Source organism: Fibrobacter sp. UWH4 (assembly GCF_900142475.1).
In the GTDB taxonomy this organism is placed as follows: Bacteria; Fibrobacterota; Fibrobacteria; order Fibrobacterales; family Fibrobacteraceae; genus Fibrobacter.
The window spans coordinates 526,755-545,535 of record NZ_FRAY01000001.1 but is presented as its reverse complement, the minus strand read 5'-3'; the positions used below and the strand labels follow the sequence as shown (position 1 = coordinate 545,535).

The following is an 18,781-nucleotide window of genomic DNA, read 5'->3' as shown; positions in this document are numbered from 1 at the left end:
AATACTTTATATGTGTTTTTACGATAAAATTTATTACAAACTACTTACAGAATTAAAACTGTAAAATCTTGTAAGAAATTTACAAGTTTGTACGTTTTGCAAAAATTACGTATTACAGGGTATTACAACTTGCCGAGTTCGCGAAGCATTTTCTCGTACTTGTCAGCACGAGCCTTTTCCGCATTCGCAAGGCGCTCAACTTCGTCAGCACGGGCTTCTGCCTCGTCAGCACGGCCCTTCGCTTCATTAGCACGAGCTTCTGCTTCATCGGCACGAGCTTCAGCTTTGTTTGCACGGTCCTTCGCCTCATAAAAGCGCTTTTCCGCATCATTTGCACGCTGGCGTTCATGGTCTACAGCGATGTCGATTTCCTGTTGCCAAGTCATATAGCGTTTCCTCGTTTCGTTGTCCGTCTGGTACCACTTCACCATCCTGTCAATCTTCTTGGTTTCTGGAGAACTCGGATTCCTTGTCGCGAAGTACTCCAGATACTCCCTGATAGATTTCTCGGCGACGTCGCGGTACTTATTGAATATATAAAAATTTTTGTAGCAGAGGTCCCCCAATTCAATTTTCGGGTTGTCGACTTCGAGATTCTTGAACCTATAGACGGCTTTTCCCTGCCCGAAAATGTCCTCGGGACACAGAAACATAATGTAAAGATCATTCAGCTTATAGTAAACCTCGCCCTTGTTCAGCGCCTCGCTGTCGCACATAGCCTGATAGTAACGGGTCCGCTTGGGGATGTCCACGTTATCTTCCATCTGCATCTCAATGTCGAAACTGCGGAGGACTTCTCCGTCTGGGCCTGTTTCCTTTACAAAGACATCGTAGCGGATACCCTTGTAGAACGGGCTTACGTCAATAGTCTTTTCGGGCTCGGGATCCTTGAGCTCGTGAATCCTAATGCCAAGCACAGCCTCAAGGAACGGCTTTGCAATTTCCTTGTGGCCAAACACCATTGCAAACATGAACCTGTTCGTAATGGGGAGCTGTTCAAAAGGAATGCGTTTTGCACTCATTTTTTCATCTTGCTACCGAAACGCGTCGGTTTTCGCGAATAGAGAACTGCCCCTATCTATACTATACACGTATTTTTCAGACTCTCAATGCCGATTTCCCGAAAAATTTATTTCTTTTTACAAAAACAGCCCGTCCGCGGCGTCACTCGGTCATGTCTGCCCGCAAGCGGTCTGCCGCGACACTCACTTAGCACGCTATGCCTGGACATAATAACCCTCAATGGCATTCCGTACGGAATGCCTAGTTTTTGATTTTTTGTTTAAAATTTTACAGTTTGAAAGTGATGGTTATTCAACCATTACACAGCGGACTGAAAGACCATTCTCTTTATGCGATACATTCGTATGCATAACTTTATCCGAATAACTTGTATACCCATCATCAGCAGAAGCGTACTCAGCATAGGAATTTTCTATTGGATAAAACCAATATGCAACCTTGTCCAACTCTTTAAACCCTCCCCCCTATAGAAGACAAGAGCCATGGCAAGAAGTATGGATTGCTTCGCCCTTACAGGGCTCGCAATGACGTTTGTAAATGTGTTTTTAGTCTTTCTTTTGAAGACCAATGTCGATCTGGCCGAACTTTGCTTCGTAAGCCTTGAGAGTGGCGGCGAGCATAACGGCAAGGCGCTTTGCGGTGTACGGGGTCATGACCACGCGTTCGGCGATGTCAACCTTCACCTTGCCCTGGTTCATGTTCCAAGCCTGATTCAGGCCCAAAAGCATCATGATTTCTTCGCGGCCGCCCACCACGTTGGTGGCGTTCACATAAAGACTTTTCATGTTAGAATCATTCCAGATAACTTCGGGCTGGGCAACAGATTCATTTTTTTCGTTCGTATTTTCTGCCATACAGAAAGCCTCCAATTGTGTAAAAAGTGCACTCCCAAAAACGCAGGGTCAAATTTAACAAAAGCAAACCGCTTAAATTGTTACAAAAAACTTATACAACGTGTAAAATTAAACATACAAGGTATTCAATTTTGCATCTTGACATTTTATATAAACAATTCTAAAATTCGCCACGTTTTTGGGAATGTTGAGTTACCGGAGGTCCAATGATAAAAAAGGATTGGTTTATTGCTGTTGCCGCTCTCTTGACAGCCTCTTACTTTTCAGCCTGTTCCGTAACAGATTCCGAAAGTTCAGAATACTCCAAATGGACTTTCTCGGGTATGGTTATCGATGCATCGACCGGGCTTGCTTTGGAAGGCGCACAGATTTCTTATCTCGATAACGATGGTGACATAGACACCACCGAAACCGATGAAAACGGAAACTTTTATATAAACAACCTGCCGTACGGTTCCAGGACATTCACTTTCAATTACATTAGCATCAACAAAAAGGACACACTATATTATACGCCAAAAGTTTTTGACGTTTCCAGCACCAACGAATCTAGCCGTATGGAAGGCGTGGTCGCAAGCGCCTCGGCTGTCGTACGTTTGAGCCCTCTCAACGCCACCGTCACAGGCGAGCTCTACATTAACGATCCGGGTTCCGGCAAAAAGATTCCTGTTTCAGGTCTTACACTAAGCCTTTCGCACATTGATTCGAGCTACATCAATATTTTTCCGAAAACCTTTGCAACAAAAACCGACTCATTGGGCAAATTCACCTTTAAGAAGTTGCCCGCCGACACGGGCCTTGTGCTGAACGTAACTGATTACACCTACAAGAACATACGTTACCAACTCTACGGTGTTGCCCTTCCCAAGCTTACCGCAGGCGGCACCCGTGATATCGGGCGTGCTTACCTTGTTCAAGACACCCTAATTCCACAGCAACAAAAGATTATTGCCTCGAACGTGATGGACAACAACATGATTGGCTACGGCAACGTATCCACCCTTGTAAAGCCCTACTACGTATTCGCCCAAAAAATCCATTCCAGCAACCTGACTGTAAACGTATCGGCAGACACAAGTAAGCTGTATGTTAAGCCAATTGTTAAAGACGACACGCTGTTCCTGGAACACGATCAAGCATTCCCATCAGAAAAGAAAATCGTCGTAAGCATTGTCGCCTACGAAAAAAATTCCGGCAACCGCATCCAAATGGTTCTTAGCGGAGATTCCGCCTTTACAACAGACCGCGGACTTTATGCAATTACTAGCAACGTCTGGCCAAGCAACAACAAATTCAAGGCATCATTCGGTACAGAAGACACCATGTGGGTCAAATTTTCCGAAGAACTTGACAAAAACACCGACCGCATTCAATGGAATTACTGCAGCGATGTCGAGAGGACTTTGTACGGCAACGGGTTTTACGCCAATTCCAAGGCATGGGTCAAGAAAGACACCGTGTTCGTACAAATGAACGAAAAAATTCTGCAAGATCGACAGCAAGGTGACAGCGTCGGATTCAATATTACAATCTACGCAAAGAACGGTATGTACGCCGAAAATTTCTCTTTGAGAACAGAACTTGTCGTACCACCACAGTCTAGCAGTTCTTCGGAATCAAGCTCTTCAAGCAGCGCCAATTCTGTGAATAACGCAACATCTTCTAGCAGCGAACCATTCATTGATTTATCAAGCAGTTCGGCCCTTGAATTACCGGGCGAAGGTCAAGAATCTTCAAGCAGCGCTCCGGCAGAATCGTCTTCTAGCAACGCAACGGCAGCATCTTCTAGCAGCACCGCACCCGCTTCGAGTAGCGCAACATGAGTAAGTCCAACATGAGCAAGTGCTTTACCGCAACAATCCTTGCGCTTGCTAGCTTTGCATGCGCAACCTTTGACGGCGTCACCGAACCCATTAACCAAGCTAAAATCGGCTTTACCGTTCCCGGGAAAATCGATAGCATTTGGGTTAAAGAAGGCGCGTTCGTCCACAAGGGCGACACCTTGATGAACCTGATCAAGACCGAAGAAGAAATTCGCGTACACATGACAAAGATTATTGCCGACGATTATTCGAGCATTGCATCGTCTAAGGCAAAAATGGACACTTACCTGAACGACTACTACGTCATCAAGAAACTGTACGAAACAAGCAACTCGGTAAGTCAAGAAGATGTTTGGGAAAAGCAGATGAACTTCGACATTTCTAGAGCCGATTGGAATGCCGCCAAGGTCACCAAGGCCAAGGACACCTTGGAATACCGCATGGCAAAGGCCCAGCTCCAGAAAATGTACCTGACAGCCCCCTTTGACGGCGAAATCGTAAGCATCAAAAAGAACAACAGCGAAAGCGTCGAAGCCCTGGAACCGATTGTAGAAATTGCAGACGTACGCACCTGCCGCATGACCGCCTACATTATAGCCAACAAGGCACATGGCCTTAAAGTCGGCCAAAAGGTAAAACTTTCTCTCGATGGTGCAAGCAAGAACCGCACCCGCAACGGCACCATTGAATTCGTATCGCCCGTGGTAGACAAATCGAGTTTACTCAGAACCGTCAAGGTCATTTTCGATAATTCCGACCGTTCCGTGGAACCGGGCGTTACAGGAAGACTTTACCTCAAATGATTTTGCGTTCTTTTGCGACAGCCCTATTTTGTACAGCAGGTATTGCCTTTGCGCAAGAGCCCGTTGCAGAGCCTGTGCTCGCCGAAGATTCGCTATTTATTGATTTTAAAAAAGCGATTGAAACGGTTGTCAAGAATAACGCCGACATTCAAGAAGCCAAGTTTTTGTGGCGTTCGAATGCGGAACTTGCAACCGGTGCATACGGCGACTTTGAACCGCATTTGATTGGTCGACTAAACAAGGAACGCGGTGACCGTCCAAGCGCCCTGTTTACCGAGACTAAAGACGAATACAAACTTGGCGTGCGGGGCAAACTACCTACAGGCACCGAATACGATGTTGGCTTTAACCAGGCCACATACACCCACAGCGACAACACTTCGGAACTTTATTTTGGCGCAGAACTCAGGCAACACCTGCTCAAAGACGGCATGATGTTCTTCGCCCCGACCAAGAACATTCGCGAAGCCAAGCTACAAAAGGAACTCGCCTACCAAAAGTACCGCGAAACCTTGAGCGACATTCTCGAAAAATTCTGCAACGCCTACTGGAATTACCATTTTGCCCAACAGAGCCTGCAGTTTGCAACAGAATCGGCCCGCGTGGCAAGCGAAATATCTGGAGATGCGAAAAAGCGCATGGAATTAGGCCTTGTTTCGATGCTTGATTACCAGAAGACGGTCGCTGAATTTTCGGACCGCGAAAATGCCCGTATCGAAGCGCTAGACCAATTGCGCAACGCAAGACTCGAACTTTTGCTAATGATTGCATCGCCCGAAGTGTTGCACGACCTGCGCCCGGTTTCCATTAGACCAGACACCACGCTGGACACCAACATTACGCTGGATTCCGCCTCGTTCCTAGATTCTATTAGCCTGATACACCCGAGTTACCTGGCCCAAAGCACAGAACTCAACTTACGCGAAGAAGAACTGGACGCCCGCAAGACCAATGCCATGCCCACGCTGGACCTTATCGGAAGCTACGGCATTCGTAGCAGGAACGCTAACGCCAAGCTCGCCGTTTCGAACTTCAAGGACCCCGAAAGGCGCCAAACCGTGATTTCGGGCGGAATCGAGATCGACATTCCCTTGTTTGCAAACATTCATGAGCGCCACCAGATTGCCTCGGAACGCGCCAATGTGCATTCGGCAAGAATCAAGCTTAGTCTGATTCAGAACAGGCTGTTTGAAGAATACCGCATTCTGCAGACCCGCTCTCAAGAAATTCGGCACCAGTGGCAATACGGCGAAGTGGCCGTAGCCTACCACAAAAAGGAACTGGAAGAAGAATTCAAGAAATTGGCTCTGGGCAAGAGCAACTACCACCAGATTTTCGAAATGGAAGAAGACCTGCGCGAAGCAAGGCAAAAGCACCTGGAAAACATGAAAATGCTCCGCATTATCGATGTACGGCTCGCCCGCGCCAGAGGCAAGCTACTAATGCAGACAGGACTTGAAAAGTGGAGCCAGGGGAAACTTTCTCTCCGCGAGGATTTGTTACATGACTAAGCCCGCGCAACAGCTAGAAACAAACCAGATTATCAAAGCCTTGCAGGGTGCCTTGCAAGGAACCAATTCCAAGATTCTCCAACTGACCCAGGTAATCGAAATTGCACAGAGCGTCATGGGCTGCGAAAAATTCAAGACCGCAGCACTCGCCTTGGTGGGGCAAATTGCCGACAAGCACCACGCCGAACGCGTAAGCCTTGGCTGGCTAAAGCATGACTACATTCGGCTCAAGACAATCAGCCACACCGACCATTTTGAAAAGAAGATGCAGGTGGTCAAGGACCTTGAAGGCCTTATGGAAGAGGCCTACGAACAAGACGCCGCCATTTTGTACCCGCCGGTCAAAGACAACCTGACCGTTCTTGCACACGAAAGATACAGCAAGGAACACCACTGCGAAAATCTGCTCTCGGTTCCTATTCGCACCTCGCCCAAAGACGGCGAAGAAGTTATCGGCGTCATTACCTGCGAACGCCAGGGGAAGCCCTTTACCGACCTTGAAACCGAACAGATTTACCTGGCCTCGTCTTTGTGCAGCGCAAGGCTTTTAGAGCTTTATCAAAAGAGCAACTGGTTTGGAGCAAGGGCTGCCCGCAAAATGCGCAAGGCGCTCGCCAAACTTTTGGGCTTTGAACATACCTGGGCCAAATTTTTCGGCATTCTGGGTATTGGGCTTGTGCTGTTTGCAACGCTTTATCCGCTCCCCTACCGAGTGAGCGCCCCCGCCATCCTCAAGACGGACAAGATTATTTACGCCACCGCGCCCTACGACGGCTATATCGACAGCGTGTTCGTAAAGCCGGGCGACGTGATTTACAGGGGCCAGACGCTGTTGCGTTTGAACCAGACAGAACTCAAGCTCGAAGAAGCCGACTTGATGGCACAGGAACAGGATAGCCGCCGCGAAATACAAAAAGCACAGGCCGCCCGCGAACTGGCCGACATGCGTATCTACCAGGCAAAGCTCTCGCAGACGCAGGCAAAGCTCAAAACCGTGCGTTACAAGCTTTCCATGTCAAACGTGACTGTCAACGTCGATAGCGCCGTCATTATCGAAGGCGATTTGCAAAAGCGAATCGGCGCCCCAGTCAACCAAGGCAGCGAACTGTTCCAGATTGCCTCTATCGAAAACATTTATGTCGAAATCAACGTGCCCGAAGGCGAACTCAAGAACGTGACTTTAGGCGGCGAAGGCCTTTTGGCTATCAAGAGCCGCCCCGACTACGTTTACCGCTTTAGAACCGAGCGTATAAGCCCCACAGCCGAGGTCAAGGAGCAAGAGAACACCTTTGCCGTACGCGGCGAATTCGTGCGCCAGACTCCCTCGTGGTTCCGCCCGGGCATGACCGGCATCGCAAAGATTTTATCTGAGAAAAAGACGCTCTGGTGGATTATTTCGCACGAAGCAATTGATTACTTAAGAATAAAGCTTTGGTGGTAAGACACGACAATTTTTGACAGCGATAGAAAACAAGAGAGGCGGCTTAAAAGCCGCCTTTCTTAATACTCAGCAAAACTGATGCGCCACAAGGGCGCATTCCAAATTACTTAGCGAGGAACTTCTTTGCCTTGTCGGCGTACGCCTGGTTGTCACCGTAGACCGTGAGAATGCGTTCAGCAGTCTGCTTGGCCTTGTCGGCAGCACCGAGCTGTTCGTAAACGAGAGTGAGTTTCCACATGGCGTCGGCCACCATCGGAACTTCGTCCACCGGTTCGTCCTTCTGGAAGCGGTCTTCCTGGTCACCCGTGCGCTTTGCAAATTCGGAGATGTACTTTTCCAACAGACCGGCAGCGGCGGAATAGTCGCCCTTTTCAATCTTCACGGAGGCAAGACCGTGCATGGCGGCCGAACGGACCAAGGCCACGGAGCCGGCATTGTCGAGGCTCTTCTGGAAGAACACTGCGGCGGCGTCAAAGTCACCGGACTGGTACTTGATGTTGCCTGCATAGAGAGCGGCCTTGGCCAGAGCCACGCCGGAAAGCTTGCCAGAATTGATCTTGGATTCGAATTCCACCAAGGCACTGTCCTTTTCGCTTGCATACAGATAAGTCATGCCAGGACCGAGGAGTTCAGCCTGTTCAGCGGCAGAAGCCTTGCGGTAGTCGCGGAACTGCACCACACCCACCACGATAACCATCACCACCACGAGGGCGGCAACGACCTTGGAGCCGTGAGCGACAAAAAATTCCTTAATTTCAGAATTGTTGGTATTCGATTCGTTAGCCATTTTTAACGTCCATGTTAAATTTTTGTGTTCCAATCATAGAAAAATTTTATTGTGTTGTCAGCAGACCTTGACAAAACAACCCCGATTTACTAATTTTGGCCTACCACGCCACTCTAGCTCAGCTGGTAGAGCAGCTGATTCGTAATCAGCAGGTCGGCAGTTCAAATCTGCTGGGTGGCTCGAAAAAAATCCCGCTCGATGAGCGGGATTTTTCTTTTATTTATTTTCTAGCAGCTAACTCTTCGGGAGTTCTAGCGAGAATGTCCCAGTCTCCTCTTTTGATAATCTTATAAGCATAGCCTTGTTCCGTAAGGAACAGCTGGCGGTTCATGGCGAATTCCTGTTCCTTGGAATCCTGCGTCACGATGCTGTAGAAATGCGCTGCACCGCCGTCGCTCTTGGGGCGGAGCACGCGACCGAGACGCTGGGCTTCTTCCTGTCGGCTACCGAAAGTACCCGAAATCTGGATGAGCACGTTGGCATCCGGCAAGTCGATGGCGAAGTTACCCACCTTCGAGACCATCAAGTTCTTCTGCGTTCCGTTACGGAAGGCGGCATAAAGCTTTTCGCGGTCCTTGTTCGGCGTCTTACCCGTAATCAGCGGAATCTGCAAATCTTCGGAAAGGGCTTCGAGCTGGTCGATGTACTGGCCGATAATCAGCACGCGGTCATCGGGCTTGTCGAAGTACTTGAGCAGGCGTTCCACGATGTCCGTCTTTTCGGGGTTCGTAGATGCCAGCGTAATCTTTTCGCGGACAGGCGCAAGCGCATACTTCATCTTGAGTTCCGCTTCCATCGGGATGCGGATTTCGTTACAGTCGGCAGTCGCAATCCAGCCCTGGGCTTCCAGAATACGCCACGGGATGTCGTACTTCTTGGGGCCAATCAAGCTGAACACTTCGGTTTCCTTGTGGTCTTCGCGCACGAGCGTTGCCGTAAGGCCCAGGCGGCGAGTGGCTTGCATTTCGGTACTCAGGCGGAACACCGGAGCCGGCAGCAAGTGCACTTCGTCGTAAATCATCAGGCCCCACTTTTCCTGACTGAACAGCGGGAAGTTCGCGAGTTCCTTCTTGACTTCTTCTTCGGTCAAATCGCCGATATCGGCATCGGCTTTTTCGTCGGCCTTCTTGGCACGCTTGCGCTGCGTCAAAATCTGGTAGGTCGCCACCGTCACGGGGCCGATTTCCTTGACTTCGCCGGAGTATTCCTTTACCTGGTCGAGCGTCAAGTCCGTCTTGTCGCAAATTTCACGAATCCACTGACGGCTAGCCGAAATGTTCGGCGTCAAAACCAAGGTCTTAGTTTGTACCAAAGCCATCGTGGCAAGGCCAATCACCGTCTTACCCGAACCGCAAGGCAGCACAATCACGCCCGAACCGCCCTTTTCGGAACCGCTCGCATAGAACACCTGGGCAGCTTCTTTCTGGTAGTCGCGGAGAGCAAACGGCTTTCCGCCCACCGTCGTTTCGCGCAAGTGAATCGGGAGCGGATCGCCCACGGTATAACCAGCCAAGTCTTCCACCGGGAAACCCGCATTCGTGAGGGCCATCTTCAAGTGGCCGCGGCGTTCCGGGTCCACTTCGGCGTGCAAGTCGTCGATAAACTGAAGAATGAACGGTTCCACCTCCTTGAGGTGGCAGATTTCGGTGAACATGTACTTGTCATCGGATTCGACAATCAGCTTGTCGCCTTCTTTCTTAAGACGCAACAGACCGTAACGGTCCATGTAGTCCTGAACTTCCGTAACGACGGTTTCAGGAATCGGGAAGCGGCTCTGGCTTTCGAGACGTTCCAGAACTTCCGGTGCACGAAGGCCCGTCGAAGCGGCGTTCCACAGGCTGAGGGGACTAATCTTGTAGGTATGCAAATGCTCGGGGCTCTTGACCAGTTCGGTGAAAGGGGCAATCGCGTCGCGGGCAGCTTCGTAGGTGGGAGCATCAACTTCCACCATAATTTCCATATTACTCTGAACAATAATGGCGCCATTCGGATTCATAGGCGCCAAATTTAGTAAAAAAATCGGAATGACAATAATATTTTATGCTTTTAAATAAAACATTCTCACTACCTTCACGCACACTCATCTTGAAAGGCGCATAAAAATCGATGTTCGTACCATCGGGACAAGTCAAAGCAAACGAGCCGTCATCATTTGACCTTACCGAACACCCTTCGCCGGAAATGCCCGCGCCACCATCATCGGGGAAAAGGAATGATTTTTTAGCAAAACATAATCACCATTCCCATAAAACGAATCGATCCCTATTTACGCAAGTACTCCCGCAACTTTTCCAGAGTCATTCCGTCATCAAGCATTTGCGCTATTTCACTATCACGAGCGTCAACGGCCTTTTGCTCAGCCTCTTTCAAGTACTCTGGGTGGTCCTCGACAAGGGCAGTCCATTCCGCATAATCGTCCCATTCCATTTTCATAGTATACCTGTACCTTTCTAGTTCTTCCTTATTGAATCTAGCTACTTTTGCAGAAAGAAGCAACCCTTTGAACTTTCCCTCGTTCAAGGCGGGAGGTAGGCGCTTGATACGGTTCAGGTACTTGAGAGCAAACATCCATTTTGCAGCCTCGGCATCGTTCTCGCGGATTATCCGCCCGACCTTCGGCAACTCAACCACCGTAAAGTTGACACTATCGACAATCGGCTTGTTAGTCGCATAATCCACGATACCCGCACGGTGGATAGCGCGGTCATCATCGAACACCCTGTGCTTCGTAATCGCAATGACGTAAGTCGGCTTGACATCGTAATTCCACTCGTCACCAGGAATCCCCTGCTTTACAATCATCTGCCCCGAATAGAAAGCAAGGCGCTTCAAGAAGTTCGTCTTTTTACGGATCTGCACCTCGATTTCGATAAAATCCCCCACCTCGTCGCGACAATGCAGGTCAAAAATGGAAGTCCTGGACTCCTTGCTGCCGGATTCGTTCTGCTCAAGCTGCTGCGAATACACGTCAATAATGCGGTGCGGAATCTGCCCTTCGAGCATATCGTTCAGCAAGTTGAGAAGGTTGCACTTGCCCTGCTCCGTATCGGGGGAAAACGCCTTTTTGAAGGTTTCATCAGTCAAGAGGCTCGCGTAGGGGCCATCCTCCCTGGTGTCAACGAAATATTCCGAGAGATCGACTTCGGCGGAACTGCTAGCCGAATCCCCCGTTTTACCGGGATCCCTTGATCCCACCCCATACGCAGAAACCTTTTCACGTAAAGAATTCGACTTCGTTTCGCGCTGTTCATCGGTTTTTAGAGGTGTAGATACCGGCTTTGGGTACAGATCCGGAATCCAAACAAGCGGACGCCTGCCACGATACAGGTGTGCAAGGCCGAGAAGTTCGAGAATGGGGTCAACGCCTCGATTATTTGCAGTTTTCATAGTCAATAGTTCCTTTTTTTTAATAGTCCCTACTACTATACACGCAAGTATTTGAAAAAATGAGAAAATAAAGACCATATACCACCCTCCGTGACATCACAATCTTTCATTTTCGTGTATTTTTATATCTTTATATTGTAAAAAAAGAGGTTTTTTTGAGCCAGTTAAAATTGAATGGAAAGACCGAGACGCTTTGCATTTTCGGTCATCCTGTTGGTCATAGCAAGTCGCCTTTGATGCACAATGCCCTTTTTGAAGCATTAGGCATCAATGCGGCCTATTTACCCTACGCCCCGGAGCCCGAAAACCTGGCCGATGCCATCAAGGGTTTTAGAGCCATGAAGTTCCGCGGGGCAAATGTCACGATTCCCTACAAGACCCCCGTGATGGACCTTGTGGACGAACTTTCGGACATTTCGAAGTTTACCGGCAGCGTCAATACGCTGTACTGGAAAGACGGCGTTGTCGGAGGCTCCTTATGCGGCACGACAACTGACCCCTACGGATGCATCCGCAATCTGCAGGAATCGGGTGTAGAACCTTCGAACAAGAAGGTCGCCCTGCTCGGGAACGGAGGAGCAGCCAAGGCAATCGCCTACACGCTCGCCGAAATGCAGAACCAGCTCACCATCGTGTGCCGCAACCGCGAAAAAGGGGCCGCACTCGCCGACAGCCTGAACCAGTTCTTTAACGGCAAGGCTCCCCAGGTCCAAGTCGCCACGTTCGATGAATTTCCGACCGTATCCAAGGATATCGAAATCATCATCAATGCAACCTCCGTGGGTATGACTCCAAACGAAGACCAGTCTCCCCTGACCGAAGAATCCTTGCACCAAGGCCAGGCCGTGATGGATATCGTGTACACGCCGCCCATGACCAAGCTGTTAAAAACGGCCCTGGCAAAAGGCTGCAAAGTCGTGACCGGCGAAGGAATGCTGGTGCACCAGGGCATCGAAAGCTTTAGAAAGTGGTTCCCCGAAGAAACTAAAAACAAGACGAACGACGAACTCGCACAGATTATGCGCAAAGGAATGCAGGGTTAACATGAACAAGCACATCTTTTTCACCGGATTCATGGCAAGTGGAAAAACCCGCACCGGACGCGCCCTGGCAGAACGGTTAAACCGCCCCTACGTGGATACCGACGCCGTTATCGTCGAACGCGCGGGTAAAACCATCAGCGAAATCTTTGAACAGGACGGCGAAGCCAAGTTCCGCGAAATGGAACGCGACGTAGTTGCCGAATTTGCAAAGAAAGAAACCCCGCACATCATTTCTTTAGGCGGTGGCGCACTCACGCAGCCGGAAAACCTCAAGGTCATCCGCGAAAACGGCACCATCATTCGTCTGTGGGCAAAGCCCGAAGTGCTTTCGGAACGCATTGGCCGCAAGAACACGCGCCCGTTGCTTGCAAACCTTAGCGACGAAGAACGTCTCGAAAAAATCAAGGTGATGCTCAAGGAACGCGAAAAGAATTATGCCCACGCCGATTTCAGCGTGGAAAGTTCCGACGAATACACCGAAGACCACGTGATCGAACGCATCCTGTACATCCTGAATTTCTGGAACAGCCATGCACTGGACGTTTGTCCGAGCAGCGGCGGACGCTACCCCATTTTTATCGGCAAGAACATTATTCCCGAAGCGGGCGTTTTGCTTGAAAGCCTCAAGCTCACGCCGAGCCACGAATTTCTGGTTTGCACCGACACGAACATTGCCAAAGTACAAAGCCAGATGATTGGCGAACTGAGAGGCCAGGCCGGGCGTTGCCCGATTTTCAAGTTCCAGGCCGGCGAAAAGAACAAGACGCTTCACAACCTGAACCAGCTGTTCAGCTTTATGCTCCACCGCGGCTACACCCGCAAGAGTTGCCTGTTGCAGTTTAGCGGCGGCGTGGTCGGCGATATGGCAGGTTTCGGTGCAGCCACCTACCAGCGCGGCATTCCGTTTATCCAGTTCCCGACAACGCTCCTTAGCATGGTGGACAGTTCCGTGGGCGGAAAGGTTGCCGTGAACCACCCCGAAGGCAAGAACATGATTGGTGCATTCTACCAGCCCAAGGCTGTGGTCTGCGACCTCGCGGTACTCAGCACCTTGCCCGAAACGGAATACCTGGCAGGCCTTGCCGAAATCGTGAAGTACGGCGTGATTTACGACGAAGAATTCTTCCGCTATATGGAACAGAATGTCGAAAAAATCAAGGCTCACGACCTCGACGTTTTGAAGCACCTGATTTACCGCAGCTGCGCCATCAAGGCCGAAGTCGTCGGCATCGACGAAAAGGAAGCGGGACTCCGTGCTATTTTGAATTACGGGCATACCTTCGGGCATGCTATCGAAAACTTGACGCACTACAGCATGTTCACCCACGGCATCGCCGTGTCGCTTGGCATGCGCGTGGCCGCCCGCGCGGCAGTTCTCCTCGGCAAAATCAGCGCCGAAGAAGAAGCTCGTCAGAACAAACTCTTGGACGACCTCGGATTCCCGAAGAAATACGATATCGACGTAGAAGCCGCATGGGACGCCATGGCTGTTGACAAGAAGGCAGAAAAGGGCAAACGTGTTTACATCCTTCCCACGAAGATTGGAGCCGTGGAAAAGGTCGTGAACATCGACAAAGACATCATTACTCAAAGCTGGGGAGCGATTAAATGAATTCGGAATTAGGAATTCGGATTTCAGAATGATTTTGCAATTCTGATTCTTTATTTCTAATTGCCAACAACTATGGACTAAGGACGAATATATGAGTATTCTTGTAACAGGAGGAACGGGTGCCCTCGGGTACCACATTCTGTCGAGCCTTGTGGGAACCACCCACGATCTGTACAGCTTTAGCGACGAACAGCCGCAGCCCTGGCAGAAAGTCGAAGGCGTCGAATACCTGAATGGTGACTTGCTGAACTTCAAACACATGCAAGACGTGATTCAGTTCGTGCAGCCCACGCACATTTACCACCTGGCGAGCCAGTCGTCGGTGGGACTCAGCTACAAGAAACCTTACGAAACGCTGAACATCAACCTGCTCGGCACACAGAACTTGCTCGAAGCCGTGCGCCAGAATTGCCCCAAGGCAAAGGTGATGCTTTTAAGTTCTAGCGAAATTTACGGTCGCACCGACCACCAGCTCACCTATTTGCATAAAGAAACGGACGCCCCGAATCCGCTCACGCCCTATGCAACATCGAAAGCTTGCATGGAACTTCTGGGCAACCAGTTCAAGAACGCTTACGGATTGCACGTGGTTTTCGCGCGCCCCTTCCACTTTACGGGTCCGCACCACAGCCGCCGTTTCGTAATTCCTTCCATCACCTACCAGCTTGTCAAAATCAAGTATTACGGTGCGGAACCCACAGTCTATTCGGGCAGTCTCGACATTAGCCGCGACGTGATTGACGTGCGCGATGTGGCACGCGGCATGATCCAGCTTTTGAATCAGTCCGAACCGGGTGAAGCCTACAACCTTTGCTGCGGAAAATCCTACACGTTCCGCGAGCTTACCGAAATGCTCGTCGACATTGCCGGCGTGAGCGTCGACTTTCGTTTTGACCCCGGTTACGAACGCAGCAACGACATTCCGCTCCTGATCGGAAACCCAGAAAAGGCCATGAGCATGGGGTGGAAACCGATGATCAGCATCGAAGACAGCCTGACCGACTTGTTCAACGAAATGGTATTACGCCGCCGCACAGAACTCAAGCTCGGCATGGGACAGGATTTGAGACTCTAATTCGGATTTCGGAATTCAGAGTTCGGAATAGAATATGAAAAAATGAATTGTCATTGCGAGGAACGAACATGACAAAGCAATCTATACTGATAGCGATTATGGCAACACTCTGTACATCGTTTGCTTTTGCAGGCGATGTGGTGGCGCCGCAGGGTTCCGTGCGTAACGTTTCTGTCGACGACTTTATGCCGCACCAGAGCAGCGTCAAGGAATTCAACGAGACCTGGAGTTACCAGTTCGTTTTCGACAACGGCACTCGCGCCTTTATCAACTATTCTACGCTCCATATTCCTGGCGCCGGTAAAAAGGTCACCTGCGACATGAGCTTTTGGAACTTCAAGAGCAAAACGTACACGGTTGGCCGCCAGTATCCGCCGGAACGCCTGAAGGCAAACAAGGCCACGGCAAGCATCGACATCAACGGCGAATATGCGATGGAGCACAAGCCGGGCAAAGATCACCGCGTGTTCTTTTCTGCCGACAAGGGAGGCAAATTCCTGGTCGACGTGACTTTCGAATCTGCCGAAGTCGGGAAAGTTCCCGGTAACGGCGTGTGGAAAATCGGCAAGGAAACATTCGGACAATACGTGCACATTCCTTACGGACGCGTAAAAGGCAAAATTGCCTACAACGAAGACACCATCGCCGTAAAGGGCTACGCCTACATGGATCAGACCTGGCAAACCGAGCAGGCCACCGATATGGCCGCACGTTCGGTCAACTTCAGCACCAGCGCCCGCAGCCCGCTATTTGCAGGACGAGTCTCAATTTCCAAAAGTGGCGAACCGTTCGGATACGCGCTATACAAGGACGAATCCGGAATGAAAGTCGCAACCCCCAAGGCCATCAAGGAAGGTAGCGACAACTACAACGGCAAGAAATTTGCAAAAGGCGACTTGACCTTCGAATGGCAAGACGCCTCTATTCCTGCACTCAAGTTCAGCGTGGCAAAGACGCTCCAGAAAGCTAGCCTATTGGACAAGGTAGACGGCTGGTTCGCCAAGAAGGCCTTCCAGATTGCAGCCGGCGGCGAAGTCCTCTTTTACAGGGGTCGTAGCGACGCAAGCCACGGAAAAAAACTGGACTGGTGCATTACCGGAGTTAAAGACTAATGACAAAGTTTCGCCCCTGCATCGACCTGCACGACGGACGTGTAAAGCAGATTGTAGGCAGTTCGCTGAATGACAGCGGAGCTGGCCTCAAGACGAATTTCGAAACGGACCGTTCCCCCGCTTGGTTTGCGGAGCTCTACAAGAAAGACGGAATCAGGGGCGGCCACGTGATTATGCTCGGCAAGGGCAACACCGAAGCCGCGAAAAAAGCGCTCGCCGCCTATCCCGGCGGACTGCAAGTCGGCGGCGGCATCACTGCCGAGAACGCGAAAGAATATCTGGATGCAGGCGCATCTCATGTAATCGTGACAAGCTGGATTTTCCCTGAAGGCAAGCTCGACCGTGAGCGACTGGAATTGCTTTCCAAGACGGTCGGCAAGGAGCACCTGGTGCTTGACTTGAGCTGCAAGCGCGTGAGTTCCGCGAAGAAAAAGCAATTTGTCCCCGACGACGAAATCGACGATCCGGACGAAGCACGCCCCCGCTGGAAAATCGCCACGAACCGCTGGCAGACTTTGATAGACATCGAAATCAACAAGGAAACGCTCGAAGACCTTTCGCGTTACTGCGACGAATTCCTGATTCACGCTGCCGATGTCGAAGGAAAGCAGCAGGGCATGGACGATGAACTGATTATGTTCCTCGCCGAGCACAGCCCGATTCCTTGCACGTATGCGGGAGGCGCCAAGTCGCTTGAAGACCTCAAGCATTGCAAACAAATTTCTAACGGAACGATTGATCTCACCATCGGATCGGCCTTGGACCTGTTCGGTGGCAAAGGAGTGAAGTATGCCGACTGCGTCAAATTCAACAAAGCTTAAAGCCACCGACGTTTTAGATACGCGTCCGGCTATCTTTGGACGCACCGTCACGAGCACCTTCCGAAAGATGTTCGGTTTCAAGCACCAGCCCCCCGGAAATTTGCGCACCGGCATGATTCCGCCGATCGTATTCGGGTCGCTGTTTCTTAATTTACCGAAACTCTTGAAGTTGCGATTCTATTTGAAAAAAGAACGCAAGCAACACCCTGCCGATGATGTGCGCATTCTTTTTTATTCCGACAACCTGGACGAAACCAACGGAATTGCAAACAACTTAAGAAACGTGATTCCCTACATGCGGGCTCACGGTATGAATGCTTTCCTCGCCGGAAACGCCTTCAACACGCGCCCCTGCGGCGTCGTGGAAAACGGCTACTGCCTTTTGCTTCCGCGTATGTTCAGCATGGAACAGCTGGGTTACGCCAACAGTGAATTGGCAATACCCCGCGTGGGTCCGGTGCTTCGCCTGCTCAAGCGCTATCCCGTCGACTTGATTGAATTCGAGACGCCGAGTCCTGGCGCATGGCTTGTCTGCTTCTGCGCGAAAGTCGCAGGCATCAAGGTATTCAGCCACTACCGCACCGACGTTCCGACTTACACCAAGACGCTCGTGAAAGCCAAGTGGATGTTCCACTTTGTGCTTTGGCTCATGAAGATTTTCTACCGCATGACACGCCCCGTGGTCAGCCCCTGCAAGGACTATGCGAACATTCTGACTTCGCAGCTAAAAGTGCCCGAAAACCAGGTGCAAATTTTGCCCCGCGGACTCCCGCTCGAAAAATTCTCGCAGAACCTACGCGGCAAGGGTACCTGGGAAAAGTACAGCGATAGCAGCGCGCGCAAGGTTCGTTTTTCGTTCATCGGGCGCATTTCCAAGGAAAAGAACCTGGAATTCTTGAACGGCGTCTGGAAAAAGTTTGCAGCCAAGCACGATGACGTAGAACTTATGTATGTGGGTTACGGCTGGTACCTCGAAGAAATCAAGAAATTTTTCGAAGGCGACAGCAGCGTGCATTTTGCAGGCGAACAGGGCGGCGAAACACTCGCAGGCCTTTACGCCGATTCCGACTTTTTCCTGTTCCCAAGCACAACGGATACCTTCGGGAACGTGGTCGTAGAAGCCATGTCCACCGGCACGCCCGCTATCGTCAGCGATTACGGCGGACCGCACGACATCGTGATGGACGAAGCCGCCGGCCGAATCTTGCCGATTGACGAAGACGCCTGGCTGAACGCCCTGGAAGAATGCCGCAAGCTGTACCTTGAAGAACCCGACACCTACGCCAAGATGCGCGAGACAGCCCACGAACGCAGCCTCAAGTACACTATGGAATCTTCCACCAAGGCCCAGTTCGAATACTTTAGGAAACTGAAAAAAGAAGCGTACGGGATTTAATCCTGAATTCTGAATTCGGATTTCAGAATTCAGAACGTCATTGCGAGGAGTATCACGACGAAGCAATCCTTAAAAGAACTCCGCAATTGGTTC

Annotated in this window: 15 protein-coding genes and 1 tRNA gene; 11 read left to right on the top strand and 5 right to left on the bottom strand. The window is 50.5% G+C overall.

Annotated features, from left to right (window positions below):
• Window positions 1–122: 122 nt before the first annotated feature.
• Window positions 123–1,022: an Rpn family recombination-promoting nuclease/putative transposase gene (locus tag BUA93_RS02205; RefSeq protein ID WP_072977016.1), complete on the bottom strand. Its 900-nt coding sequence runs from the start codon at window positions 1,020–1,022 to the stop codon at window positions 123–125.
• 546 nt (window positions 1,023–1,568) lie between these two features.
• Window positions 1,569–1,877, bottom strand: coding sequence for a DUF3467 domain-containing protein (locus tag BUA93_RS02200; protein WP_072977014.1), 309 nt, complete (start codon window positions 1,875–1,877; stop codon window positions 1,569–1,571).
• Window positions 1,878–2,083: 206 nt separating this feature from the next.
• Between BUA93_RS02200 and BUA93_RS02195 the strand changes: the two genes are divergently transcribed.
• Genes BUA93_RS02195 through BUA93_RS02180 form a run of 4 tightly spaced genes read left to right on the top strand, consistent with a single transcriptional unit; the run spans window position 2,084 to window position 7,455 of the window.
• On the top strand, window positions 2,084–3,700 hold the full coding sequence (locus BUA93_RS02195; RefSeq protein ID WP_083597082.1) for a carboxypeptidase regulatory-like domain-containing protein: 1,617 nt from the start codon (window positions 2,084–2,086) through the stop codon (window positions 3,698–3,700).
• The gene (locus tag BUA93_RS02190) at window positions 3,697–4,503 is read left to right on the top strand and encodes an efflux RND transporter periplasmic adaptor subunit (RefSeq protein WP_072977010.1); all 807 of its coding nucleotides are present in this window, start codon (window positions 3,697–3,699) and stop codon (window positions 4,501–4,503) included. Before BUA93_RS02195 ends, BUA93_RS02190 begins: the two co-directional genes overlap by 4 nt.
• Window positions 4,500–6,014 carry a TolC family protein gene (locus tag BUA93_RS02185; protein ID WP_072977009.1) on the top strand — a complete coding sequence of 505 codons (1,515 nt, stop codon included), beginning with the start codon at window positions 4,500–4,502 and terminating at the stop codon, window positions 6,012–6,014. Before BUA93_RS02190 ends, BUA93_RS02185 begins: the two co-directional genes overlap by 4 nt.
• Entirely contained in the window at window positions 6,007–7,455 is a 1,449-nt protein-coding gene (locus BUA93_RS02180) for a GAF domain-containing protein (RefSeq protein ID WP_072977007.1), read from the top strand. Before BUA93_RS02185 ends, BUA93_RS02180 begins: the two co-directional genes overlap by 8 nt.
• Before the next feature lie 103 nt (window positions 7,456–7,558).
• On the opposite strand, the gene BUA93_RS02175 is transcribed toward BUA93_RS02180, so the two are convergent.
• Window positions 7,559–8,242 carry a tetratricopeptide repeat protein gene (locus tag BUA93_RS02175; protein WP_072977005.1) on the bottom strand — a complete coding sequence of 228 codons (684 nt, stop codon included), beginning with the start codon at window positions 8,240–8,242 and terminating at the stop codon, window positions 7,559–7,561.
• A 107-nt stretch (window positions 8,243–8,349) separates the two neighbouring features.
• On the opposite strand from BUA93_RS02175, the gene BUA93_RS02170 reads away from it, so the two are divergent.
• Window positions 8,350–8,422 (top strand) — tRNA-Thr (locus BUA93_RS02170).
• A 40-nt stretch (window positions 8,423–8,462) separates the two neighbouring features.
• Here the strand turns inward: BUA93_RS02170 and BUA93_RS02165 are convergent.
• Together BUA93_RS02165 and BUA93_RS02160 are read right to left on the bottom strand one after the other, a co-directional pair.
• Window positions 8,463–10,238, bottom strand: a complete 1,776-nt coding sequence (locus BUA93_RS02165) for a DNA repair helicase XPB (RefSeq protein ID WP_072977004.1) — start codon at window positions 10,236–10,238, stop codon at window positions 8,463–8,465.
• 266 nt (window positions 10,239–10,504) lie between these two features.
• Window positions 10,505–11,629, bottom strand: a complete 1,125-nt coding sequence (locus tag BUA93_RS02160) for a PD-(D/E)XK nuclease family transposase (protein ID WP_175547357.1) — start codon at window positions 11,627–11,629, stop codon at window positions 10,505–10,507.
• Window positions 11,630–11,784: 155 nt separating this feature from the next.
• On the opposite strand from BUA93_RS02160, the gene aroE reads away from it, so the two are divergent.
• From aroE to BUA93_RS02130, 6 genes are all read left to right on the top strand, one after another.
• Window positions 11,785–12,672, top strand: a complete 888-nt coding sequence (gene aroE, locus BUA93_RS02155) for a shikimate dehydrogenase (RefSeq protein ID WP_254793809.1) — start codon at window positions 11,785–11,787, stop codon at window positions 12,670–12,672.
• A 1-nt stretch (window position 12,673) separates the two neighbouring features.
• Window positions 12,674–14,284: a 3-dehydroquinate synthase gene (gene aroB, locus BUA93_RS02150; protein ID WP_072976998.1), complete on the top strand. Its 1,611-nt coding sequence runs from the start codon at window positions 12,674–12,676 to the stop codon at window positions 14,282–14,284.
• Window positions 14,285–14,375: 91 nt separating this feature from the next.
• Entirely contained in the window at window positions 14,376–15,359 is a 984-nt protein-coding gene (locus tag BUA93_RS02145) for a GDP-mannose 4,6-dehydratase (RefSeq protein WP_072976997.1), read from the top strand.
• A gap of 98 nt (window positions 15,360–15,457) precedes the next feature.
• Window positions 15,458–16,471 carry a hypothetical protein gene (locus tag BUA93_RS02140; protein WP_254793808.1) on the top strand — a complete coding sequence of 338 codons (1,014 nt, stop codon included), beginning with the start codon at window positions 15,458–15,460 and terminating at the stop codon, window positions 16,469–16,471.
• Window positions 16,471–17,292: a phosphoribosylformimino-5-aminoimidazole carboxamide ribotide isomerase gene (gene hisA / locus BUA93_RS02135; protein WP_072976994.1), complete on the top strand. Its 822-nt coding sequence runs from the start codon at window positions 16,471–16,473 to the stop codon at window positions 17,290–17,292. Before BUA93_RS02140 ends, hisA begins: the two co-directional genes overlap by 1 nt.
• On the top strand, window positions 17,261–18,688 hold the full coding sequence (locus BUA93_RS02130; protein ID WP_072976992.1) for a glycosyltransferase: 1,428 nt from the start codon (window positions 17,261–17,263) through the stop codon (window positions 18,686–18,688). The genes hisA and BUA93_RS02130 overlap by 32 nt, the downstream gene beginning before the upstream one ends.
• Window positions 18,689–18,781 lie beyond the last annotated feature (93 nt).